The 22647-nt window shown below is 63.3% G+C and carries 18 protein-coding genes; 12 read left to right on the top strand and 6 right to left on the bottom strand.

Annotated elements, in window-relative coordinates:
- Positions 1–171: 171 nt before the first annotated feature.
- Complete coding sequence (gene ilvD / locus H0241_RS05635; protein WP_181056427.1) at positions 172–2016, top strand: dihydroxy-acid dehydratase; 1845 nt, start codon at positions 172–174, stop codon at positions 2014–2016.
- A 10-nt stretch (positions 2017–2026) separates the two neighbouring features.
- On the opposite strand, the gene H0241_RS05630 is transcribed toward ilvD, so the two are convergent.
- Both H0241_RS05630 and H0241_RS05625 read right to left on the bottom strand, forming a co-directional pair.
- The gene (locus tag H0241_RS05630; RefSeq protein WP_181056426.1) at positions 2027–2497 is read right to left on the bottom strand and encodes a hypothetical protein; all 471 of its coding nucleotides are present in this window, start codon (positions 2495–2497) and stop codon (positions 2027–2029) included.
- A 54-nt stretch (positions 2498–2551) separates the two neighbouring features.
- Complete coding sequence (locus H0241_RS05625; protein ID WP_181056425.1) at positions 2552–4306, bottom strand: ABC transporter ATP-binding protein; 1755 nt, start codon at positions 4304–4306, stop codon at positions 2552–2554.
- Between the two features lie 155 nt (positions 4307–4461).
- Between H0241_RS05625 and H0241_RS05620 the strand changes: the two genes are divergently transcribed.
- Both H0241_RS05620 and H0241_RS05615 read left to right on the top strand, forming a co-directional pair.
- A complete protein-coding gene (locus tag H0241_RS05620) occupies positions 4462–5742 on the top strand; it encodes an amidohydrolase family protein (RefSeq protein ID WP_181056424.1) in 1281 nt (426 codons plus the stop codon).
- A gap of 73 nt (positions 5743–5815) precedes the next feature.
- Positions 5816–6739 (top strand): DMT family transporter, encoded by a 924-nt coding sequence (locus H0241_RS05615; protein ID WP_181056423.1) that lies wholly within the window; start codon positions 5816–5818, stop codon positions 6737–6739.
- 18 nt (positions 6740–6757) lie between these two features.
- On the opposite strand, the gene H0241_RS05610 is transcribed toward H0241_RS05615, so the two are convergent.
- Genes H0241_RS05610 through H0241_RS05595 form a run of 4 tightly spaced genes read right to left on the bottom strand, consistent with a single transcriptional unit; the run spans position 6758 to position 13426 of the window.
- Positions 6758–7666: a phosphotransferase family protein gene (locus tag H0241_RS05610; protein WP_181056422.1), complete on the bottom strand. Its 909-nt coding sequence runs from the start codon at positions 7664–7666 to the stop codon at positions 6758–6760.
- A complete protein-coding gene (locus H0241_RS05605) occupies positions 7663–10080 on the bottom strand; it encodes a GcvT family protein (RefSeq protein ID WP_181056421.1) in 2418 nt (805 codons plus the stop codon). Before H0241_RS05605 ends, H0241_RS05610 begins: the two co-directional genes overlap by 4 nt.
- 11 nt (positions 10081–10091) lie before the next feature.
- Positions 10092–12545, bottom strand: coding sequence for a GcvT family protein (locus H0241_RS05600; RefSeq protein WP_181056420.1), 2454 nt, complete (start codon positions 12543–12545; stop codon positions 10092–10094).
- The gene (locus tag H0241_RS05595) at positions 12542–13426 is read right to left on the bottom strand and encodes a phosphotransferase (RefSeq protein ID WP_181056419.1); all 885 of its coding nucleotides are present in this window, start codon (positions 13424–13426) and stop codon (positions 12542–12544) included. The genes H0241_RS05600 and H0241_RS05595 overlap by 4 nt, the downstream gene beginning before the upstream one ends.
- 424 nt (positions 13427–13850) lie before the next feature.
- Between H0241_RS05595 and H0241_RS05590 the strand changes: the two genes are divergently transcribed.
- From H0241_RS05590 to H0241_RS05550, 9 genes are all read left to right on the top strand, one after another.
- Positions 13851–14615 (top strand): DeoR/GlpR family DNA-binding transcription regulator, encoded by a 765-nt coding sequence (locus H0241_RS05590; protein ID WP_181056418.1) that lies wholly within the window; start codon positions 13851–13853, stop codon positions 14613–14615.
- A gap of 42 nt (positions 14616–14657) precedes the next feature.
- Positions 14658–14918: a hypothetical protein gene (locus H0241_RS05585; RefSeq protein WP_181056417.1), complete on the top strand. Its 261-nt coding sequence runs from the start codon at positions 14658–14660 to the stop codon at positions 14916–14918.
- A complete protein-coding gene (locus tag H0241_RS05580; protein ID WP_181056416.1) occupies positions 14915–15526 on the top strand; it encodes a DedA family protein in 612 nt (203 codons plus the stop codon). Before H0241_RS05585 ends, H0241_RS05580 begins: the two co-directional genes overlap by 4 nt.
- 79 nt (positions 15527–15605) lie before the next feature.
- Positions 15606–16517: a LysR substrate-binding domain-containing protein gene (locus tag H0241_RS05575; RefSeq protein ID WP_181056415.1), complete on the top strand. Its 912-nt coding sequence runs from the start codon at positions 15606–15608 to the stop codon at positions 16515–16517.
- Positions 16518–16782: 265 nt separating this feature from the next.
- Complete coding sequence (locus H0241_RS05570) at positions 16783–17937, top strand: ABC transporter substrate-binding protein (protein ID WP_181056414.1); 1155 nt, start codon at positions 16783–16785, stop codon at positions 17935–17937.
- A gap of 173 nt (positions 17938–18110) precedes the next feature.
- Positions 18111–19109: an ABC transporter ATP-binding protein gene (locus tag H0241_RS05565; protein WP_181056413.1), complete on the top strand. Its 999-nt coding sequence runs from the start codon at positions 18111–18113 to the stop codon at positions 19107–19109.
- 220 nt (positions 19110–19329) lie between these two features.
- On the top strand, positions 19330–20295 hold the full coding sequence (locus H0241_RS05560; protein ID WP_181056412.1) for an ABC transporter permease: 966 nt from the start codon (positions 19330–19332) through the stop codon (positions 20293–20295).
- On the top strand, positions 20285–21100 hold the full coding sequence (locus H0241_RS05555) for an ABC transporter permease (protein ID WP_181056411.1): 816 nt from the start codon (positions 20285–20287) through the stop codon (positions 21098–21100). The genes H0241_RS05560 and H0241_RS05555 overlap by 11 nt, the downstream gene beginning before the upstream one ends.
- Positions 21101–21203: 103 nt before the next feature.
- On the top strand, positions 21204–22631 hold the full coding sequence (locus H0241_RS05550; RefSeq protein WP_181056410.1) for a gamma-aminobutyraldehyde dehydrogenase: 1428 nt from the start codon (positions 21204–21206) through the stop codon (positions 22629–22631).
- The last annotated feature ends 16 nt before the right edge of the window (positions 22632–22647 follow it).

The following is a 22647-nucleotide window of genomic DNA, read 5'->3' as shown; positions in this document are numbered from 1 at the left end:
CCCATTTGGCTATATACAGATGAATGAACCTCGTCAACTGGCTTGCGCCCCGCGTTCTGGCGCATTGCAAAAATCTGGCCAGACCATACTTGCCGGTCTATAAACCCTGCGATCCAAATTCAGCGCCGCCACGCTCCGCACTGGGCGCAGCCAGCCAGCTAAGGAATATCCATGCCTGCCTATCGTTCCCGCACCACTACCCATGGCCGCAACATGGCCGGCGCTCGCGGCCTGTGGCGCGCCACCGGCATGAAGGATTCGGATTTCGGCAAGCCGATCATCGCTGTGGTCAACTCCTTCACCCAGTTCGTGCCCGGCCATGTCCATCTGAAGGATCTCGGCCAGCTGGTCGCGCGCGAGATCGAGAAGGCCGGCGGCGTGGCGAAAGAGTTCAACACCATTGCCGTCGATGACGGCATCGCCATGGGCCATGATGGCATGCTCTATTCGCTGCCGTCGCGCGAGCTTATCGCCGATTCCGTCGAATACATGGTCAATGCGCATTGCGCCGACGCCATGGTCTGCATCTCCAATTGCGACAAGATCACCCCTGGCATGCTGATGGCTTCGCTGCGCCTCAACATCCCGAGCGTCTTTGTCTCCGGCGGTCCGATGGAAGCCGGCAAGGTGGTGCTGGCCGGCAAGACGCAGGCGCTCGACCTGGTCGACGCCATGGTGGCGGCCGCCGACGACAAGATTTCCGATGAGGACGTCAAGGTCATCGAGCGTTCGGCCTGCCCGACCTGCGGCTCCTGCTCGGGCATGTTCACCGCCAATTCGATGAATTGTTTGACCGAGGCGCTTGGCCTTTCGCTGCCGGGCAACGGCTCGACGCTGGCTACGCATGCCGACCGCAAGCGGCTGTTCGTCGAGGCCGGCCATCTGATCGTCGATCTCGCCCAGCGCTATTACGAACAGGACGATGAGGCGGCACTGCCGCGCAGCATCGCTTCGAAGGGCGCCTTCGAGAATGCCATGACGCTCGACATCGCCATGGGCGGCTCGACCAACACCGTGCTGCATATCCTGGCTGCCGCCCATGAAGGTGAAGTCGACTTCACCATGGAAGACATCGACCGGCTGTCGCGCCGGGTGCCCGTGCTCTGCAAGGTGGCGCCGGCCAAGTCCGACGTGCATATGGAAGACGTCCACCGCGCCGGCGGCATCATGGCCATCCTCGGCCAGCTCGACAATGCCGGGCTGCTCAACCGCGACCTGCCGACGGTGCATACAGCAAGCCTTGGCGAAGCGCTCGACCATTGGGATATTTCCCGGACAACAAGCCAGAACGTGCGCGACTTCTTCCTCGCCGCCCCGGGCGGCGTGCCGACGCAGGTCGCGTTCAGCCAGGACCGCCGCTGGGACGAGCTCGATCTCGACCGTGAGAAAGGCGTCATCCGCTCGGCTGAGACGCCGTTCTCGAAGGACGGTGGGCTCGCGGTGCTGAAGGGCAATCTGGCGCTCGACGGCTGCATCGTGAAGACCGCGGGCGTCGACGAGTCGATCCTGAAATTCACCGGCCCGGCGCGGGTGTTCGAAAGCCAGGACGCTTCGGTGAAGGCGATCCTGTCCAACGAGATCAAGGCCGGCGATGTCGTCGTCATCCGCTATGAAGGACCGCGCGGCGGCCCCGGCATGCAGGAAATGCTCTATCCGACCAGCTATTTGAAGTCGAAAGGGCTGGGCAAAGCCTGCGCGCTGGTCACCGACGGCCGCTTCTCCGGCGGCACCTCCGGCCTGTCGATCGGCCATGCCTCGCCGGAGGCCGCGGAAGGCGGCACGATCGGACTGGTGCAGGAAGGCGATACGATCGAGATCGACATTCCCAACCGCACCATCCGTCTGGCGGTCAGCGATGCCGAACTCGATGCCCGGCGTGCTGCGATGGAAGCGAAGGGCGGTTTGGCCTGGAAGCCCGAGGAAAAGCGCAAGCGCAAGGTGACGACCGCGCTGCGCGCCTACGCCGCCTTCGCCACCAGCGCCGACAAGGGCGCGGTGAGGCATGTGCCGGAGTGATCCTGCCCGGCTAGTGGTACTGGCCGTACCAAGGCGATTTCGGATCGGGAAGATAGGGCCAATCCGCACGGGTTGGCAGCGATCGCTTTGCGTCTTCCGCCTGTGATGGTGTCAAGAAGATGCCGAACAGGTCGTTTCCACCGTTGAGCGCGTAGTATCGCACGCCCGAATGGGTGAGTTGGTCATTGATGATTTTGAAGAAGACATAAGTGGCCGTGCCCCAGCTTTTGTCTTCGCTGCCCACACTATCCGGGGCGTATATCACGAACTCCTGGCCAGCCGCGCGCACGGCGTATCGTGACGCGTAGGTGTCTACGCTCTCCTCGATTGCGATTGGGTTTTTCACATATTGCCGAAGCTCGGGCAAAACTTCTTGGTAGGTCTTTGCGATTCCTTGTTCGGCGAGGTTCTCCGCGTCGAGGTGATGCGCCTTGTCGTAGTCGAGGGCCATAGCAGGAGATTGCACGGCAAAGGTGCCCAACAAGACGGATCGTAGAAAGGACATGAGCCGAGCAGCGCGCATAATCGCACTCCGTTATGGCATCAACTGATATTCATACAGCTTCTGGTACAGCCCGCCCTGGTTGAGCAGCGTGCGGTGCGCGCCGCTTTCCACCACCTTGCCGGCTTCCAGCACCACGATCGTGTCGGCCTGGTGCACGGTCGACAGGCGGTGAGCAATGACGATCGTGGTGCGTCCGACCGTCAGTTGCTGCAATGCATCGCGAAACAGCGCCTCGGATTCGGCGTCGAGCGCGCTGGTTGCCTCATCGAGCAGCAGGATCTCTGCGTTGCGCAGCATGGCACGCGCGATCGAGATGCGCTGGCGCTGGCCGCCTGACAGCAGCGCGCCGTTTTCGCCGACCTCCGTCTCATAGCCCTTGGTCATGGCGCTGATGAACTCATGCGCATTAGCGGCCTTGGCGGCGGCGATCACCTCGTTGTCGGTCGCGTTCTGGCGGCCGAGACGGATATTGTGCATCACCGTGCCGGCAAACAGGAACGTGTCCTGGCTGACATAGGCGATCTTTTCCCGCACCGAGGTAAGCGTGGCGTCGGCAATGTCCTGGCCATCGAACATCACTTTGCCGATCTGCGGATCGTACATGCGCATTATCAGGTTGAGGATGGTCGATTTGCCGCTGCCCGAGGGCCCGACCAGCGCTGTCATCTGGCCGGCCGCAAGCGTCAGGTCCAGCCCTTCGAACACTGGCGGGCTTTCCGGGTAGGCGAAGCTGACATTGTCGAAATGGATCTCGCCCGGCCCTGCCTGCAGCGGCTTGGCATCCGGCTTCTCGGCCAGCGTCAGCGGCCTGTCGGCAAGCTGGAACATCATGCGCACGCCGACAATGCCGGTTTCCAGCGAGATGCGCACGCGCGCCAGGCGCTTGGCCGGTTCGTAGGCCAAAAGCAGCGCTGCAATGAAGGCCATGATGTTGCCCGGCATCTGGCCTCCACCCAGAACCAGAAACCCGCTGACCAGTACGGAGCCGGAAATTGCCAGCCCGGCGAGCGTTTCCATCACCGGGCTGGTGGCGGCTTCCAGCGTCGCGATGTTGTTGGCGCGGTTCTCCACGTCCGACACGGCCTTGTACATGCGCTTTCGCATCGCGCCTTCGAGGCCGAAGGATTTCACCACGCGCACGCCCACCGCCGTTTCCTGCATCACCTGCACGATCTGGCCGAGCGATCGGAATTCCTGCGCGGCGATCTTGCGCACGCGCTTCAGGATGTGGTTGACGCCGTAGATGGCTATCGGCCCGATGACGAAGCAGATTAGCGACAGCGCCGGCTGCTGCCAGATCATCACCCCGAGCAGGACAATCATCGTCACCAGATCGCGCACATAGGATGTGACGACGAGGTCGAGCACACTGCGCGCTGCCTGCGCATTGTTGGTCATGCGCGTGATCAGCTCCGACGATGAGGTCGAATGATAGAACTCGATGCCTTGCGCCAGGATGCGGTCGTAGATCTTGCGTTGCCGGTCGGCGATGATGCTGTTGCCGACGCGGCTCATGAAATAGGCCTGGACGAAGTTGGCAATGCCCTTCAGGACGAAGATCGCCGCGACCCCTCCGGCAATCAGGTTGACGCGGTCGAGCCTCTTGTAGATCACGAACTCATTGGTGATCTCGCGCAGAATCCAGGCGCTGGCTCCTGTCATGGCGGCCACCACCAGCATCGACGCGATCGCGGCGGCGTAGCCAAACTTGTGCTCGTGGAAGGATTCCCTGACCAGCCTCGCGATGAGGCGCTGGTTTTCCGTCGAACGGAAGAAGCGAAACAATGGTTGATCCCATGCCTGACTGAGACGAATTTCGGATTCGCCACGGGGGCGACTGGCGGCTTATAGAGCGAGTTGCCGCCGGATGGAACCTTTGGAAAAGCGGGGTACCCTTCGCGCGACAATAGGGCGCTCAATCTGCAGGGAGATGACGAAAGATGGATTTCGACCTTGTTGTGCGCGGCGGAACACTGCCCGACGGTACCGTCGCCGACCTCGGCATTGTCGGCGAGACGATCGTCGCCATCGAGCCCGAACTGCATGTCACCGCCGGCACCGCAATCGACGCCTACGGCAATTTGATCTCGCCGCCCTTCGTCGACCCGCATTTTCACATGGACGCCACGCTGTCCTACGGCATTCCGCGCATCAACGCCTCGGGCACGCTGCTCGAAGGCATTTCGCTGTGGGGTGAACTGAAGCCGCTGCTGACGCATGAGGCGGTGCGCGAGCGGGCGCTCGCCTATTGCGACTGGGCGGTCTCGATGGGCCTGCTCGCCATCCGCACCCATGTCGACGTCTGCGACGACCGGCTGCTCGCGGTCGAGGCGCTGCTCGACGTCAAGAAGACGGTCGCGCCCTATATCGACCTGCAACTGGTCGCTTTCCCGCAAGACGGCTTCTACCGCTCGCCGACGGCGCGGCAGAACACGCTGCGCGCGCTCGACATGGGCGTCGACATCGTCGGCGGCATTCCGCATTTCGAACGCACCATGGCCGACGGCACGCGCTCGGTCACCGAACTCTGTGAAATCGCGGCCAAGCGCGGGCTGATGGTCGATCTGCATTGCGACGAGACCGACGATCCGCTGTCACGCCACATCGAGCAGCTTGCCTATGAGACGCAGCGCCTTGGCCTGCAGGGCAAGGCGGCCGGTTCGCACCTTACCTCCATGCATTCGATGGACAATTACTACGTCTCCAAGCTGCTGCCGCTGATTGCCGAGGCCGGAGTGTCGGCGATCCCCAATCCGCTGATCAACATCATGCTGCAGGGCCGCCACGACACGTTCCCCAAGCGCCGTGGCATGACCCGGGTGAAGGAGATGCTGGCGCTCGGCATCCGTGTCGGCTGGGGCCAGGATTGCGTGCTCGACCCCTGGTATTCGCTGGGTACCGCCGACATGCTAGACGTCGCCTTCATGGGGCTTCACGTCGCCCAGATGTCGAGCCCGGCCGACATGGCGCGCTGCTTCGACATGGTCACCAATGTCAACGCTGCCATCATGGGGCTCGATCATCTCGGCCTTGCCGTGGGCAAGCGCGCCAGCTTTGTCATTCTCGACGCCGGCAATCCGGTCGAAGCCTTGCGCCTGCGCGCCGAACGGCTGTGCGTCGTCGCCAGGGGCAAGGTGGTGGCCGAGCGCGCGAAGCAGGAGACGCGGCTGTCGATTGCCGGCCGACCGCGCGAGGTCAACCGGCGGCACAAAACTGCGTAGATACGGCCGGTTTCCGCCGCTGGTCTTACCGATTTGCCTCGTCAAAGCGGCGACTTGGAGCTAGGGAGCCGGCATGGCCCAGTCGCTTGCTCGCAACTTTACGATCAGGAACGTGCTTTTGGCCGGCATCTTGTTGATGCTGGCCGGCGACTTCATGTTCGCGCTGAACGACGCCATGGGCAAATGGCTGGTCGCCAGTTTCTCGGTCGGCCAGGTGGTGTTTATCCGCTCGATCGGCGCCTTCATCGTGCTTGGCCCGATGATCGCCAACCAGGGCGCTGGCAGACTGTTCCGGATGGAGCGGCCAGTCCTCCAGTCTCTGCGCGTGCTGGCGACGACGGTCGACACGGCGCTGTTCTACGCCGCCGTCGTCTATCTGCCGCTTGCCGACGTGATGAGCTTCTACATGGCCGGGCCGATCTATGTAGCGGCGCTGTCGCATTTCCTGCTCGGCGAAAAGGTCGGCTGGCGCCGCTGGGCAGCCATCCTGGTCGGCTTCTGCGGCGTGCTGATCATACTGAAGCCGTCCTCGGCGGCCTTCTCGCAGTCCTCGCTGTTCGCGCTGGTCGGCAGCATCGCGTTTGCCTTTGCCATCATCCTCAGCCGTCGCCTGCGCGGCACCAGCGACACCACGCTGGTCACCTGGCAGACCATCGGCACGTTGCTGGTCGGCGCCGTGATGACCATCGGTGCCTGGCGCACGCCGTCAGCGCTCGATTTCGGCGCCATGCTTTTGCTCGGCATCGTCTCCTGCGCCGCTCATTTGATGATCACCCGGGCGCTGAAACTGGCGCCGGCCTCGACGCTGGCGCCGCTGCATTACAGCCTGCTTCTGTGGGCGGTGATCTTCGGCCTGGCCTTCTTCGGTGACGTGCCGGGACCGCGCATCCTGATCGGCTCGGCCATCGTCGTGCTCGCCGGCCTGTTCATCTTCCACCGCCAGAAGGTGGTCGAGACCGTGGTGCCGCCTGAGAACGTACCGAAGGGCGTGAATTGAGGGGGTCGGGGCCGCTAGCTAGCCCTTTCGCACCGCCGCCAGATGGCGTGAAAACTCAGGCGTCTCCATCAGCGCCTTGCAGCGGGCGAAACGGCCGTCGGCATAGGCACGGAAATCCTCGACCGGGTTGTTGTTGGCAAGCTGGATCAGCCCCCAAAGCGTCCACAACAGATCGCACATCGCCTTGTAGATGACGATGCGGCCGCGTTCGGCCGGCTTTGCCTCGCCGCCGAAATAGGCGCGCATCATCTCTTCCTCTTGCGCCGCATCGAACCTGCCTTCGACCGAGAGGTCGCCGAGATCCCAGAGCGGGTCGTTCATCCCGGAATATTCCCAGTCGACGATCCACATCCGCTCGCCGGTATCGAGAAAATTCTCGCACAGCGGGTCGCAATGGCAGGCGGCAAGCGGCAACTTATGGGCGGCAAGGGCGGTACGCACGGCTTCGGATTCGCGCACCACATCGTGGTAGCCAGGCGGCAAGGCGACATCCTTGGTCGATAAAACCTTGAGATAGTCGTCAATCATCGCAAACAGTTCGAAGCGGAAAGGGAACACCGCGCCAGACGAATGCAGCTTGCGGAAGGCCTCGCCCGCGCGCGCCGGACTGCCGGCGCGCAGCTTGAATTTTTCAGGCGACATCGTCTCGGCGCCGGCGACGAAGCGGCTCGCCATCACGCCGGTCGCGGCATCGACATGCAGCACTTCCGGACTGACGCCGGCCTTGGCCGCCTCGCTTGCCGCCACCGCTTCATTGGCGCGGTTGATATACTCCTCGGTGCCTTTTCCGGGGATGCGCAGGCAGATGTCTCCGGCCCGGAAGACCAGATTGGTCATCCCGCCCAGCCGCTCGATCTTGCCGTCGAAATCCTTCAGCGACGGGATATCGGCCATGGCCTTTCGGGCAAGCGCGAGGTCGTCACTCATGCGCGCAGCCTTTCCATCTTGGGATCATAGAGCGTACGCGGCCCGCGCGTCGCTTTGTAGGTCTTGCCGAAGGCCTCGATCTCGAATGTCGTCTCAATGGCCAATTCCACAGGGAGATAGCCGAAGGCAATGGTCTTGCCGAGCGTATAGCCATAGCCGGTCGACGAGGTCGAACCGACGACCTTGCCACCAAACAGGATCGCCTCGCCGCCGTGGAACGGCGCAAAGCCGTCGACGGTGAAGGAGCACAGCTTACGCGTCACGCCCTGTGCCTTGATCCGCGCCAGCGCCTCGCGGCCGATGAAATCGCCCTTGTCCAGCGCCACCGCAAAGCCGAGCCCGGCTTCGTAAGGATTGTAGTCGGGCGTGATATCGCCGGACCAGTAGAGATAGCCCTTCTCCATGCGGCAGGCGTCGATGGCGCGGTAGCCCGCATCGGCAATGCCATGCGGCTCGCCCGCCTCGCGCAATGTCTCGTAGACATGCACCGCGTATTCCTGCGGCACGTAGAGCTCGTAGCCGAGCTCGCCGACATAGCCGACGCGGACAGCCAGCACGGTGGCGTTGCCGACCTCGATGTTGCGCGCCGCAAGGAAAGGCAGGGCGTCGTTGGAAAGGTCGTCATCGCTGACCGATTGCAGGATGTCGCGGGCACGGGGGCCGCACAGATTGATCACAGCGTACTGGTTGGTGACATCGCGCAGTGAGACATCGGACGGCAGATGCCCCGACAGCCAATGCCGGTCATGCACGCCGAAGCTGGAGCCGGTAACCAGCAGGAAGCGGTCGTCGCCGACATGAACGATGGTGACATCGGCTTCGATGCCGCCCTTTTCGTTGCAAAGCTGGGTGTAGACGGCGCGGCCGGCTGCGCCGGAAAGATCGTTGGCGGCGATGCGCTGCAAGGCCGCCTGTGCGCCCTTGCCGGCAATCTCGAATTTCGAGAACGAGGTCTGGTCGATGAGGGCGGCGCGTTCGCGGATGGCCCGCACCTCATGGCCGACGGCATCGAACCAGCCGGGCTTGTCCTCGAAGCTACCCAGCTCGATCGATTTGCCGTCGTCGACCGAGAACCAGTTCGGCCGCTCCCAGCCGAATTTGGAGCCGAAAACAGCGCCATTGTCGCGCAGTATTTCATGCAGCGGTGAAAGCCGCAGGCCTCGCCCGGCATGCGATTCCTCGGCCGGCCAATGGATCTTGTAATAGGCGCCATAAGCCTCGATGGCGCGCGCTTCCAGATACCTGCCTTGCGCCTGCACCGCGCCGAAGCGGCGCACGTCGAAAGGCCACAGATCCATGCCGGCATCCCCATGCAGGATCATGTTGGACAAAGCCAGCCCGGCGCCGCCGGACGCCGCGATGCCGGCGGTGAAGCCGCAGGCGACGAAGAAATTGTCGAGTTCCGGCGCCAGCCCCATGATCGGCTCGCCGTCGAAGGAGACCGGGATCGGTCCGTTGATGACGGTCTGGATGCCGATCTCGTTGAGCACCGGCAGCCGCTCGGCGGCCGGCAGCGCGAACAGCTCCAGGCGATCCATGTTGGGCGGGAAGAGTTCGCGGCCGAAATCGAGCGGCGGCATGCCGCGCCAGCAGCCCTTGGTTCCGTCTTCCCAGCCGCCAATGGCAAAGCTGCCGGTGTCCGGTTTGAGATAGAAATTATGGTCGGGGTCGCGCAGCGTGGTCAGGTTCGGGTCGAGCTTGAGCGTCTTTTCGGTGAGAAAATACTGGTGCTCGACGACGCCCGCCGCCAGCGGCACGCCGGCCATCTTGCCGACGCGCCTGGCCCACAGGCCAGCGCAATTGGCGAGGATGTCACAGGAAATCGAACCGCCATTGGTGATGACGCCAACCGCATGCCGCCTTTCGATGACGATGTCTTCGACGCTCACGCCCTCTTCGATGCGGGCGCCGTTCTGCCGTGCACCCTTGGCATAGGCCATGGTCAGCGAATAGGGGTCGATATAGCCGTCGCCGGGAATGTAGGCGGCGCCCTCGATGCCGTCCCTGAGGATGTAGGGGAAATGCCTGGCGGCTTCATCGGCCGACAGCGAATGGCATTCGACACCAAAGCTCTTGGCCTGCGTCATCGACCGGCGGATTTCGCTCCAGCGCGCAGCGCTGCTGGCAAGCCGCAGCGAGCCGACTTTCTTCCAGGAGATCGCCTGTCCGGTCTCGGCCTCCAGCCGGTCGAAGACGGCGACCGAATTCTGCATCAGCCGCGTCAGGTTGCGTTTGCCCCTGAGCTGTCCGACCAGCCCGGCCGCATGCCAGGTGCAGCCATGGGTGAGCAGCGATTTCTCGACCAGCAGCACATCCTTGGCGCCGTCGCGGGCGAGGTGGTAGGCAACCGACGTGCCGACGGCGCCGCCGCCGATGATCAGTATGTGGACGTGGCGATCCGCACGGAAACTCATCGCTGCACCCGCTACGCCTTGATCTTGCTCATCGCCGGATCGTACATCGGCTCGAGATGGATCTTTGCCGGCGTCCGCTCCATCGCCACCACCAGCTCATAGTCGCCGGAGCTGAGAAAGTCGTCGCTGATGCCATCGGCATTGCGCACATAGCCATAGCCGATGTTCTTGCCCAGCGTGTAGCCATAGCCGCCGCTGGTGAGATACCCGACCGGCTCGCCATTGCGCAAAATCGTCTCGCGTCCGACAAGCACGATATCGGGATCGTCGACGGTAAAGCCGGCAAAGCGTTTCTTCAGTTCGGCGCCGCTGATCTTTTCGAGTGCCCGGCGGCCGACGAAATCCGTGTTCTTCCTCAGCTTCACCGCCCAGCCGAGACCCGCCTCCTGCGGCGTGTCGTTGGGCGTGATGTCGGAACCCCAGGCGCGATAACCCTTCTCCAGCCGCAGCGATTCCAGCGCCCGGTAGCCGATCGGTCGGATGCCGTGCGGCCCGCCTGACGCCATCAGCGCATCGAAGATTTCGCCGGTGGCGGCGATCGGCACGTGCAGCTCCCAGCCGAGCTCGCCGACATAGGTGACGCGCAACGCCCGCACCATGTGACCGGCAATCGCGATCTCTCTGATATGGCCGAACGGGAAGCCTGTGTTCGAGACATCGGCATCGGTCACGGCAGCGAGCACGTTGCGGGCCCGTGGCCCCATCAACGACAGCGTTCCAAAATCCTCGGTGACGTCCTTCAGTGTCACGTCGAGTTCCTTGCCGACATGGTCGCCAATCCAGGAGAGATCATGCGTGCGGAAGCCGGTGCCGGTGACGATGTAGAATTTGTCGTCGGCGAGCCTCGCCACCGTCAGATCGGCCTCGATGCCGCCGCGCGTGTTGAGAAGCTGTGTATAGGTCAGCCGGCCCACTGGCTTGGCGACATCGTTGGCGCAGATCCAGTCCAACGCCTTCGCCGCGTCAGCGCCCGTCATCTCGTATTTGGCAAACGAGGACTGGTCGAAGATGCCGACCTTTTCGCGCACATGCCGGTGCTCGTCGCCGACGGCTGAGAACCAGTTCTGCCGGCCCATCGAATAGATGTCTTCGGGCTTGGTGCCCTCCGGCGCAAACCAGTTCGGCCGCTCCCAGCCAAGCTTGGAGCCAAACACGGCGCGGTGCTCTTTCAGCCGGTCGTAGAGCGGCGAGACGATACGCGGCCGGCCCGAGACGTACTCCTCATGCGGAAAACCGATCGTGTAGTGCTTGCCATAGGCTTCCAGCGTACGGTCGCTGACCCATTGCCGGTCGCGATGCAAATTGGAAAAGCGCCTGATGTCGACCACCCAGAGGTCGAGCGGCGCTTCTCCGTCGACCACCCATTGCGCCAGCACCCAGCCGGCGCCGCCGCCCGATGCGATGCCGAAGGCGTTGAAGCCGGCGCCGACGAACATGTTGGCGCATTCGGGCGCCACGCCGAGGATGAAATTGCCGTCCGGCGTGAAACTCTCCGGCCCGTTGATCATCTGCTTGACGCCGACAGTTTCGAGCGCCGGCACCCGTGCGATCGCCTGGCTCATATGCTGCTCGAAATGATCGTAGTCGTCGTCGAACAGGCGGAACTCCCAATCGTCCGGCACATCGCCGCCGGGCATGCCGGTCGCCCAGACCTGCGGGTTCGGCTCATAGCCACCCATCACCAGCCCGCCGACCTCTTCCTTGAAATAGGTGCGCCGGTCGGGGTCGCGGATGGTCGGCGCGTCAGTCGCCAGGCCGTCGATCTTCTCGGTGATGATGTACTGGTGCTTGACCGGCTGCAGCGGCACGGAAATGCCGGCCATGACACCGACCTGGCGCGCCCATTGCCCGGCGCAGTTCACCACCTTGTCGCAGGCAATGTCGCCCTTGTTGGTCTTCACCGCGGTGATGCGCCCGTCCCTCGTGTCGAAGCCGGTAACGCGGACATCCTCGAACAGCTTGGCGCCATGCATGCGCGCGCCCTTGGCCAGCGACTGCGTGATGTCTGAGGGGCTGGCCTGGCCGTCGGTCGGCAGCCACGAGGCGCCGACGAGGTCGCTGGTCTCCAGCAGCGGCCACATCTTTTTGACTTCGGCCGGCGACAGCAACTGCATGTCCATGCCGAAGCTCCTGGCTGTTGTCGCCAGTCTTTTGTATTCGGTCCACCGGTCGGCATTGGTGGCAAGCCTGAGGCAGCCGGTCATCTTCCAGCCGGTGGCGAGCCCGGTTTCGGCCTCCAGCCCTTTGTAGAGCTCGACCGAATATTTGAGAACCCGGGTGGTCGAGGCGGACGATCGCAATTGGCCGACCAGCCCGGCTGCATGCCAGGTCGAGCCGGAGGTCAGCTTGCCCTGCTCCAGCAGGACGACATCGGCCTTGTGGTCGCGCGCCAGATGATAGGCCGTCGAACAGCCGATAATGCCACCGCCGATGACGACGATGCCGGCATGGGTGGGCAAGGTCATGGCTTTGTCCCGTATTTCGTGCGGTAATTGTCCAGCGCCGCGTCGAGCCGCGTCAGGTTCTCTGCGGTGTAGGCGATGTAGTCGATGCCGGGCGCGTCGAGATAAAGCTCGGAAACCATGCTCCACATCGCCTCGCGCAGCAGCGACGCGCATTGCATGGCGGCGTGCGAACGGCGGATCGCCTCATCCGGCTCGCGCATGAAGTAGGCCGTCAGGAAAGCGAAAGACTCCGCGTCGCTCATCTCGGCGTTCGAGGCGACGCCGGCCAGGTCGAACATCGCCGTGTTGAAGCCGGCATATTCGAAGTCGATCAGCCATAACCTATTACCATCGTCGAGAATATTTGCCGGCAAAAGATCATTGTGGCCGAAGACGATCGGCAGCAGCTTCTGCGCCCGTTCCAACTCGTCGGCCAGCGCCAGCAACCTTGGCAACTCATCGCGCTTGCGGCTGCCACCTTCGTTCAGTGTGCGCGCATAGTCGCGGATGACATGGAAGACCCAGAACATGAAGCCGGCGCCGGAGATGTGATTGGGCATCTCGCGATGGAACCCGCGCATAAGTGCTGCGACGCGGCCGATATTGGCGCGCACGTCTTCGGCGGCATAGGTCTTCGCGCCGAGAAATTCCGTGACCATGATGCCGGGTTCGGAATAACGAACCGCCGGCGCGAAGCCCGCTTCATGCGCCGCCCGCGACGTCATCACCTCGCGATCGCGGAAGACGTGGTGGAACGGATAGTCCTGGCCGAAGCGCACGACGTGCCGTCCGGCGGCATCCTTGACCAGATAGTTTGCGTTGCTGAGACCGCCCGGCAGCGGCGCAATGTCGACGCTGCCGTTCCAGCAGGGCAGGGCTCGGATGCGATCTTCAGCAGTCACCGGGCCACCCCTGATTTGTCGGAGCTTGGACAAGGCGCCATGCGCCGCGCAAAGAGGGTTGGGGAGCGCAAAAAATCTCGTCGGTGCGGGACGCCGGGACTCTCCTGTCCCGCGCCGCACCGACGAGCCCCTTGGCCAGGTGTTGATACCCGGTCTCCGCCCCCGCGGATTTGAAAAGTCCTTGCGCCAGATCAATCCCAGACGGTCTGGCCAGACGGTCCGGTCCGTGAAATTGCGGCTCTGCCATCACCCTCCCGTGGCAGTTCCGAAGCCTGTCACGCCATTAATCTCATGCCAGTGCCGCCCGACTGTCAATCAAATGTTGTGACTTTTTTTGGGTGTTTTGCCCGAAACCGCCTGCAATTCCTTTAAAAACGTCTGTATTGCCCTAAAACCGGGCAGGTCACAGAATTCGGGAGGCCACATGATCCATTCGAAACGGCACGGCGAAATCCTCCGCCTCCTGAAGGAAGAGGGCACCGTCACCATCGCTAGCCTGGCCGACCGGTTGGGGGTCTCGCTTGAAACCGTGCGCCGTGATGTCAAGCCGCTGACCGGCAACGGCTCGGTGCTGAAGATGCATGGCGCCATCGGTCTGCCGTCGATGACCGGTGAGGCGCCGTTCGAGCGGCGCATGCGCGACAATGCCGAGGCCAAGCGGCTGATTGCCCGCATGGTCGCCGCCACCATCCGCGACGGCGAGTCGGTGATGCTGGACACCGGCACCACGACCTCTTTCCTCGCCCGCGAACTGCTTGGCCACCGCCGGCTGACGGTGGTCACCAACTCGTCCGACATCGCCCGCACGCTGGCCACCGTCAACGGCAACAAGGTCTATATGGCGGGCGGCGAGCTGCGCAGCGATTCCGGTGCGGCCTTCGGCGCCTCGGCGATCGACTTCGTCAGCCGTTTCTCGGTCAGTCACGCGGTGATTTCCATCGGCGCCGTCGATGCCGCCGCGGGTCTTTCCGACTATGATCTGGAAGAGGCGGAGTTCGCCCGCATGGTGCTGTCGCGCGGCCAGCGCTCGCTGGTCATTACCGACCACACGAAGTTCGGTCGCCAGGGACTGGTTCAGGTCTGCGGCTTCGACGGTTTTTCCGAACTGGCCACCGATCAGCCGCCTCCGCGCGACATTGCTTCAGCACTCGCCGAGGCGGGAGCGCGCCTCAGCATCGCGGTGGCCTAGCGCAATTCCAGTGGACCAGTTCTAGCTAAACACCAGAGACTGGTGCGCCGCGATCCCCGCCGTGCCGCCGCCCGATACCGCGAAGGCGATGTTGTGCATCATGTGTTCGACGCCCTTCGGCCGGACGCAGCACTCTACCAATACACATTGGGCAGCCGTTGCCCTTTCGACCAGGCATTGCTCGACAGGCTCGACCTGGAAGCGATCCGGCTTGGCCGCACCTTTCGCAACTTTCCGCCGGCGACGGTGTATAAGGTATCCCGGATCAAGAACCTCAAAACCTATGACTGGCGCTTCGCATGACTGATCCGTTGTCGGCGATCCTGGGCTTCGGCCTGCTCGGCGTCGCTTGCCTCGCCTTTACCGAAAAGATCCTGCCGCTGCCGCCCTCGCATGTGCTGCTGCTGTTCCTCGGCATGACCGCTGCCCCGGATCTCCCGACGCTGGCGATCCTGCTCCTGGTGACGACGCTGTCCGCCATCACAGGCTGCCTTGTCTGGTATTGTGTAGGTCGTCGGATTGGGTTGGATCGTGCCGACAGGCTGGTCGAGCGTTTCGGCAAATATGTCTGCCTGCGCTATGCGACCTACAGCAGGCTTGGCCAGGCCTATCGCCGCCATCATGTCCGGGTATCCTTGCTGGCGCAGTTCATCCCGACGGTGCGCAACTACCTGCCGATCGCGGCCGGCGCGCTCCGCCTGCCGCTCTTGCCCTTCGCTGCGGCGACGCTTCTCGGTGCCACTTTGTGGAATACCGGCTTTCTCATCACCGGCTATCTCATGCGCGGCAGCGGCCGGGATTCCTATGCCGTCGGCTTTCGTATCATCGTTATCGTCTTGGCGCTGGAGATGGCGTTCATGCTCGCGCTACGCTACGGTCCTGCCTGGCGGCGGCGCCTCGGGTTCGGTTGACAGGAGGCGCCGCAAGCCGCCACGGGATAAGCTCTGCCTTCGGCTTTCCTTCGCTGCCGCGCCGGTGTTTAGTCCCGCCATGGCCTTCACCATCCGCCAGCTACAGTTCTTCATTGCCGTCGCCGAGCAAGGCACAGTGTCGGGCGCGGCACAGAACCTCTCCATCTCGCAATCCTCGGTCACCGAGGCGATCAAGGAACTGGAGAGCGATCTCGGCGTCGAATTGTTCGAACGCCATCCGCGTGGCCTCAACATCACCCACAAAGGCCACCAGTTCCTGCGCCATGCGACCAAGATCCTGGCCGACGTCTCCGATGCGCGTCGCGCTTTCTCTGACGACCAGGTGGTGGCTGGCGGACGCCTGCAGCTCGGTGTCACCTCGCTGGTCGCCGGCTATGTGCTGTCCGATCTTCTGGCGCGCTACCGCCGCGCCTATCCTGGCGTTGATGTCTCGGCCATCGAAGACAATGGCGACTATCTCGAGCACCTGCTGATCGGCGGCAAGCTCGACATCGCCGTCATGGTCACCTCCAACTTGCGCGACCGCACCGCATTGCAGTCGGAAATCCTCGAGGTCTCGGCCTACCGGCTGTGGGTGCCGCTCAGCCACAAACTGGCCAGCGCCGACATTATCGGCATTGGCGACATTGCCGGCGAGCCGCTGATCATGCTCACCGTCGACGAGATCGAGGAAAGCACCGGCAAGCTCCTGGCCGCGATCGGCGCCAAGCCCTATGTCGCCTTCCGCACCCGCTCGGTCGAAGCGGTGCGCAGCCTTGTCGCCACCGGTGCGGGCGTGGCGCTGCTGCCCGACCTCGTCTACCGGCCTTGGTCGCTGGAAGGCGACCGCATCGAATCGCGCGATATCTCAGGCACTTTGCCGGTGGTCCAGGTCGGCATGGTCTGGCGCCGCGGCTCCGGCCTGCCGCAGGCGGCGCGCGACTTCATCGGCCTTGCCCAGTCGCAGCGTACGGTACGCCAGCAGCGGTGATAGCCTTTGTTTTGATGCATGTCGTTCTCTCAAAACCGGGGCCACTTTTGAGCGACATGCATTAGGTATCTATCTATCGGAAAAACCGATATCGTGTTTCTGATAAATGAATTTGCGAAACCGGAATTTTCCAAGCACTTTCATTTCAGGGACCGAACCGCCGTAGAGCGGTAAGCGTCCATCGGACGAACTGACGCTTTTCAGCCTGCGGCTGACCGCAGCGAAGACCGGCTTCGCAGTCAGGCGCCAAAATGGGAGATTGACGATGAATTCATTTCTGAAGACGTGCACGGCTTTGACGGTCGCGCTGACCTTTTCCGGTCAGGCCGTCGCCCAGGTCAAGGAACTTGGCAAGGGCGAAGGCGAGGTCAGCATCGTTGCCTGGCCCGGCTATATCGAGCGCGGCGAAACCGACAAGGGCTATGACTGGGTGAGCTCCTTCGAGAAGGAGAGCGGCTGCAAGGTCAACGTCAAAACCGCCAACACCTCCGACGAGATGGTCTCACTGATGAATGAGGGTGGCTTCGATCTGGTCACCGCCTCGGGTGACGCCTCGCTGCGCCTCGTCGCCGGCAAGCGCGTGCAGCCGATCAACACCGATCTCATCCCGAGCTGGAAGAGCGTCGACGACCGGCTGAAGGATGCGCCCTGGTTCACCGTCGACAAGGTGCATTATGGCGTTCCCTATCAGTGGGGCCCGAACGTCCTGATGTACAACACCGATGTCTTCAAGGAAGCGCCCAAGAGCTGGAACATCGTCTTCGAGGAAATGAACCTGCCCGACGGCAAGTCGAACAAGGGCCGCGTCCAGGCCTATGACGGCCCGATCCACATTGCCGATGCCGCCAACTATCTGATGTTCCACAAGCCGGAACTCGGCATCAAGGACCCCTACGAACTCAACGAAGACCAGTACAAGGCCGCGCTCGAATTGCTGCGCGTCCAGCGCACGCTGGTCGGCCGCTACTGGCATGACGCCGCCATCCAGGTCGACGACTTCCAGAACGAAGGCGTCGTCGCTTCCGGTTCGTGGCCCTACCAGGTCAACACGCTGGTCGCTGCCAAGAAGCCGGTCGCCTCGACCGTGCCGGAAGAAGGCGTCACCGGCTGGGCCGACACCACCATGATGGAGGCCGACGCCGCGCACCCGAACTGCGCCTATATGTGGCTCGAGCATTCGCTGTCGCCCAAGGTCCAGGGCGACGTCTCGGCCTGGTTCGGCTCGCTTCCCGTCGTGCCCGCCGCCTGCAAGGGCAATGAATTGCTCGGCGAGGAAGGCTGCAAGACCAACGGCTACGACAACTTCGACAAGATCAAGTTCTGGAAGACCCCGGTCTCCAAATGCGCCACCCAGAACGACCAGTGCGTGCCCTACTACCGCTGGGTGTCGGACTATATCGGCGTCATCGGCGGGCGTTGATCTCCCTTACCCTCCCCCTTGTGGGGAGGGTAGACGACGCAGCGTCGGGGTGGGGCAGCGCGCGAGCGTTGGCGCTAATCACCCCCACCCGCGGCTTCGCCGCGACCTCCCCACAAGGGAGGTAGGGCGTCGCGCGACATCAACACATCAAACAGGCAACAGACTGGCAGCCCATGACCTCGGCCGTTTCCTTCCAGAAAGTCTCTCGCCATTTCGGCAGCGTGCGCGCCGTCGATGCGGTCGATCTCGATATCGTGCCGGGCGAGTTCTTCGCCATGCTCGGTCCGTCGGGGTCCGGCAAGACGACGTGCCTGCGCCTGATCGCCGGCTTCGAGCAGCCGACCTCGGGCTCGATCTCGATCTTCGGCGAGCGCGCCGAGGGCGTGCCGCCCTATCGCCGCAACGTCAACACCGTGTTCCAGGACTATGCGCTGTTCCCGCATTTCAATGTGCTGGACAATGTCGCCTACGGGCTGATGGTCAAGGGCGTCGCCAAGTCGCAGCGGCAGAAGGCGGCGGAAGAGGCGCTGTCATTGGTGCGGCTTCCCGGCTACGGCGCCCGCCGTCCCGGCCAGCTCTCCGGCGGCCAGCGCCAGCGCGTCGCGCTTGCCCGTGCGCTGGTCAACCAGCCCAAGGTGCTGCTGCTCGACGAGCCGCTCGGCGCGCTCGACCTCAAACTGCGCGAGAATATGCAGGAAGAGCTGAAGTCGCTGCAGAAGGCGCTCGGCATCACCTTCGTCTTTGTCACCCATGACCAGGGCGAAGCGCTGTCGATGGCCGACCGCGTCGCCGTCTTCAATGACGGCAAGATCATGCAGATCGGCACGCCGGAAGACATCTACCAGCGGCCGAAGACCCGCTTCGTCGCCGATTTCGTCGGCTCCTCCAACGTGCTGCCGCCGGATTTCGTCCAGCGCTATTCCGGCCAGCACCGCTGGGGCAGCTTGCGTCCTGAATCCATCCGGATCGGCCGCGCAGCCAAAGGCGAAGGCGTTGCCGCGCGCCTGGTCGGAACCAACTATCTCGGCGCCACCACAAGGCTGGCGCTCGATGCCGATGGGCTCAGGCTGCACGCCATCGTGCCGGCCGGCACGAAACTGCCGGCGGAAGGCGAAGCGGTGGTGCTCACCTTCAACCGCGAGCACCTGCATCTGATGGATGAGCCGGCATGATCACGGTTGGCGCGAAGCACCCCCCTCTGTCCTGCCGGACATCTCCCCCTCAAGGGGGGAGATTGGCTGTCACCACTGGCTTCACCAATCTCCAACGTTCCGGAATTGGCGGGGCAGAGAAACTGCTGATCTCCCCCCTTGAGGGGGAGATGTCCGGAAGGACAGAGGGGGGTGTGACGGAACGCGGCCTCTCAAAAAATCAACAACAAGCGGTGGCGCCATGACAATCGCCGCGCTCAACTCAACCTCTGCCTCCGCCATTCTGCCCGGCAGTGGTGGCATACGCGGTGCGCTCTCCGACCTGTTCTGGCGCCGGCCACAATTGCTGCTGTTTCTCATGCTGCTGCCGCCGGTTTTGTGGCTGGGCGTCGTCTATATCGGATCGCTGTTCGCGCTGCTGGCGCAGAGCTTTTTCTCGATAGATGAGTTCTCCGGCCTCATCAACCATGAGTTCACGCTGAAGACTTACGGCGACCTGTTCCAGGCGGCCAATCTCGACATCATCCTGCGCACGGTGACGATGGCGGTGCTGGTCACGCTGGCATCCGCTGTCATCGCCTTCCCCATCGCCTATTATGCGGCGCGTTATGCGCGCGGCCGCTGGAAGGCGCTGTTTTATCTCGGCGTCATGCTGCCGCTGTGGTCGAGCTACCTGGTCAAGATCTATGCCTGGAAGCTGATCCTCGCCAAGGAAGGCATTCTGACCTGGCTGCTCGCCAAATTGCATCTGCTCTGGGTGCTCGATGGCTGGCTTTCGCTGCCGGTCGTTGGAGGCAACTCACTGTCGGTTTCCGCCACCGGCACCTTCATCGCTTTCGTCTATGTCTGGCTGCCCTTCATGATCTTGCCGGTGCAGGCGGCATTGGAACGCGTTCCCGGCAATCTGGTCGAGGCTTCCTCCGATCTCGGCGCGTCGCCGGGCCAGACCTTCCGCAACGTGCTGTTTCCGCTGGCGTTGCCCGGCATCGTCGCCGGCTCGATCTTCACCTTCTCGCTGACGCTGGGCGACTACATCATCCCGCAGATCATCGGCACATCCAGGCTGTTCATCGGCCAGGCCGTCTATTCGCAGCAAGGCACTGCCGGCAACATCCCGCTCGCCGCCGCCTTCACCGTCGTGCCCATCGTCATCATGGGTTTCTATCTCTGGGGCGCCAAGCGCATGGGGGCGTTCGATGCGCTCTGACGGTTCGCAATCCGCGCCGCTCGGCCTCAAGATCGCAGCCGCTTGCGGTCTGCTCTTCCTGCACCTGCCGATCCTGCTGATCTTCGTCTACGCCTTCACCACGGAAGAGAAGAGCTTCGTCTGGCCGCCGCCAGGGCTGACCACGCAATGGTTCGCCGTCACCTGGAACCGGCCGGACGTCTGGCAGGCGCTGTCGCTGTCGGTCCGCGTTGCCGCCATCTCGACGGCTATTGCCTTGATCCTGGGCACGCTCTGCGCCGCCGCGGTCTCGCGGACAAAATTCTTCGGCCGCGAGACCATCTCGCTGCTCGTCATCCTGCCGATCGCGCTGCCCGGCATCATCACCGGCATCGCCCTGCGCTCGGCCTTTTCGCTCGCCGACATACCGTTCTCGTTCTGGACGATCGTGCTCGGCCACGCCACCTTCTGCGTGGTCGTCGTCTACAACAACGCCGTTGCCCGTTTCCGCCGCTCCTCGGGCTCGATGATCGAGGCCTCGATGGACCTCGGCGCCGACGGCTTCCAGACCTTCCGGCATGTCGTGCTGCCCAACATCGCGACCGCTCTGCTTGCCGGCGGCATGCTCGCCTTCGCGCTGTCCTTCGACGAGGTCATCGTCACCACCTTCACCGCCGGCCAGCAGCAGACTGTGCCGATCTGGATGCTGGAGGAACTGATCCGTCCGCGCCAGCGCCCGGTCACCAATGTCGTGGCCATGGTCGTGGTTCTGGTGACGCTGCTGCCCATCCTGTTTGCCTATTACCTGACCCGCGACGGCGACCAGATCGTCGGCAGTGGAAAATGAAACAAGCGAATAGGGAGTAGCGAGTAGCGAATGGGGAAAGATCGACGACCAACCCTACTCGCTATTCGCTACTCGCTACTCGCTCCTGACAAGGGAGAAATCCATGGACACCCAGATGCTGATCGGCTCGATCTTCGACAAGGGCACCGAGACCGAGGAGCCGATCCTCAATCCAAAGACCGGGGCGACCATTCTCAACCTGCCGGAAGCAAGCCCGGCGCAGATCGAGGCAGCTGTCGCGGCGGCGGAAAAGGCGTTCGTCACGTGGTCGCGCACCACGCCGGCGCAGCGCTCGGGCTATCTTCTCAAGATCGCCGACCGCATCGAGGCCGAGGCCAAGGAGTTCGCCGCGCTCGAGGCGCTGAACTGCGGCAAGCCGATCAATGCGGTGCTCAATGACGAAATTCCGGCGATCGTCGACTGCTACCGCTTTTTTGCTGGCGCGGTCCGTTCCATGCCCGGCGTGGTCGCCGGCGAATATCTGCCCGGTCACACCTCGATGGTGCGGCGCGACCCGATCGGCATCGTCGCCTCGATCGCGCCCTGGAACTATCCGCTGATGATGATGGCCTGGAAGCTGGCGCCGGCGATTGCCGGCGGCAACACCGTCGTCTTCAAGCCGTCGGAGCAGACGCCCCTGACGGCGCTGAAGCTGGCCAGGGTCCTCGCCGATGTGCTGCCCGAAGGTGTCGTCAACGTCGTGCTCGGCCGCGGCGACAGCGTCGGCAACGCGCTGATAAACCACGCCAAGGTCAACATGATCTCGATCACCGGCGACGTCGCCACCGGCAAGAAGGTGCTGCAGGCCGCCGCCAAGTCGGTCAAGCGCACGCATCTCGAACTCGGCGGCAAGGCTCCGGTCATCGTCTTCGACGACGCCGACCTCGGTGCCGTGGTCAACGGGCTGCGCGCTTTCGGTTATTACAATGCCGGCCAGGACTGCACGGCCGCCTGCCGCATCTATGCCGGCAAGAAGATCTACGACAAGCTCGTTGCCGATCTCTCTTCAGCCGTCTCTACCATCAAATACAACCAGCCAGACGACACCGAGAACGAAATCGGCCCGCTGATCTCGCGTCGCCAACGCGACCGCGTCTCGAGCTTCGTCGAGCGTGCCTCGGAATTGAAGCACATCGAGATCACCACCGGCGGCAAGCCGGGCGAAGGCTCCGGCTTCTACTACCAGCCGACTGTCGTTGCCGGCGCGCTCCAGGAAGACGAGATCGTGCGCCGCGAAGTGTTCGGCCCGGTCGTCTCGATCACCCGTTTCTCCGAGGTCGACGAGGCGGTGAACTGGGCCAATGACAGCGACTATGGCCTGGCGTCATCGGTGTGGACCAAGGATGTCTCGCGCGCCATGGCGACAGCTGCTCGCCTGCAATACGGCTGCACCTGGATCAATACCCACTTCATGCTGACCAACGAGATGCCGCATGGCGGCCTGAAACAATCCGGCTACGGCAAGGATATGTCTCTCTATGCGCTGGAGGATTACACGGCCGTGCGCCACGTCATGGTGGCCCACGGCTAGCGTTTGAACGTGCAAA

It is taken from the genome of Mesorhizobium neociceri (assembly GCF_013520985.1).
Classification (GTDB): domain Bacteria; phylum Pseudomonadota; class Alphaproteobacteria; order Rhizobiales; family Rhizobiaceae; genus Mesorhizobium; species Mesorhizobium neociceri.
The sequence above is the reverse complement of the archived record's forward strand: the minus strand, read 5'-3'. Positions and strand labels throughout refer to the sequence as shown.

Coding starts and splice junctions, on each gene's coding strand:
- H0241_RS05600 (WP_181056420.1), bottom strand. CDS start 12,545: ATGACCTTGCCCACCCATGCCGGCATCGTCGTCATCGGCGGTGGCATT.
- H0241_RS05610 (WP_181056422.1), bottom strand. CDS start 7,666: ATGAGTGACGACCTCGCGCTTGCCCGAAAGGCCATGGCCGATATCCCG.
- H0241_RS05580 (WP_181056416.1), top strand. CDS start 14,915: ATGACTGATCCGTTGTCGGCGATCCTGGGCTTCGGCCTGCTCGGCGTC.
- H0241_RS05615 (WP_181056423.1), top strand. CDS start 5,816: ATGGCCCAGTCGCTTGCTCGCAACTTTACGATCAGGAACGTGCTTTTG.
- H0241_RS05555 (WP_181056411.1), top strand. CDS start 20,285: ATGCGCTCTGACGGTTCGCAATCCGCGCCGCTCGGCCTCAAGATCGCA.
- H0241_RS05570 (WP_181056414.1), top strand. CDS start 16,783: ATGAATTCATTTCTGAAGACGTGCACGGCTTTGACGGTCGCGCTGACC.
- H0241_RS05605 (WP_181056421.1), bottom strand. CDS start 10,080: ATGAGTTTCCGTGCGGATCGCCACGTCCACATACTGATCATCGGCGGC.
- ilvD (WP_181056427.1), top strand. CDS start 172: ATGCCTGCCTATCGTTCCCGCACCACTACCCATGGCCGCAACATGGCC.
- H0241_RS05590 (WP_181056418.1), top strand. CDS start 13,851: ATGATCCATTCGAAACGGCACGGCGAAATCCTCCGCCTCCTGAAGGAA.
- H0241_RS05560 (WP_181056412.1), top strand. CDS start 19,330: ATGACAATCGCCGCGCTCAACTCAACCTCTGCCTCCGCCATTCTGCCC.
- H0241_RS05550 (WP_181056410.1), top strand. CDS start 21,204: ATGGACACCCAGATGCTGATCGGCTCGATCTTCGACAAGGGCACCGAG.
- H0241_RS05620 (WP_181056424.1), top strand. CDS start 4,462: ATGGATTTCGACCTTGTTGTGCGCGGCGGAACACTGCCCGACGGTACC.
- H0241_RS05575 (WP_181056415.1), top strand. CDS start 15,606: ATGGCCTTCACCATCCGCCAGCTACAGTTCTTCATTGCCGTCGCCGAG.
- H0241_RS05565 (WP_181056413.1), top strand. CDS start 18,111: ATGACCTCGGCCGTTTCCTTCCAGAAAGTCTCTCGCCATTTCGGCAGC.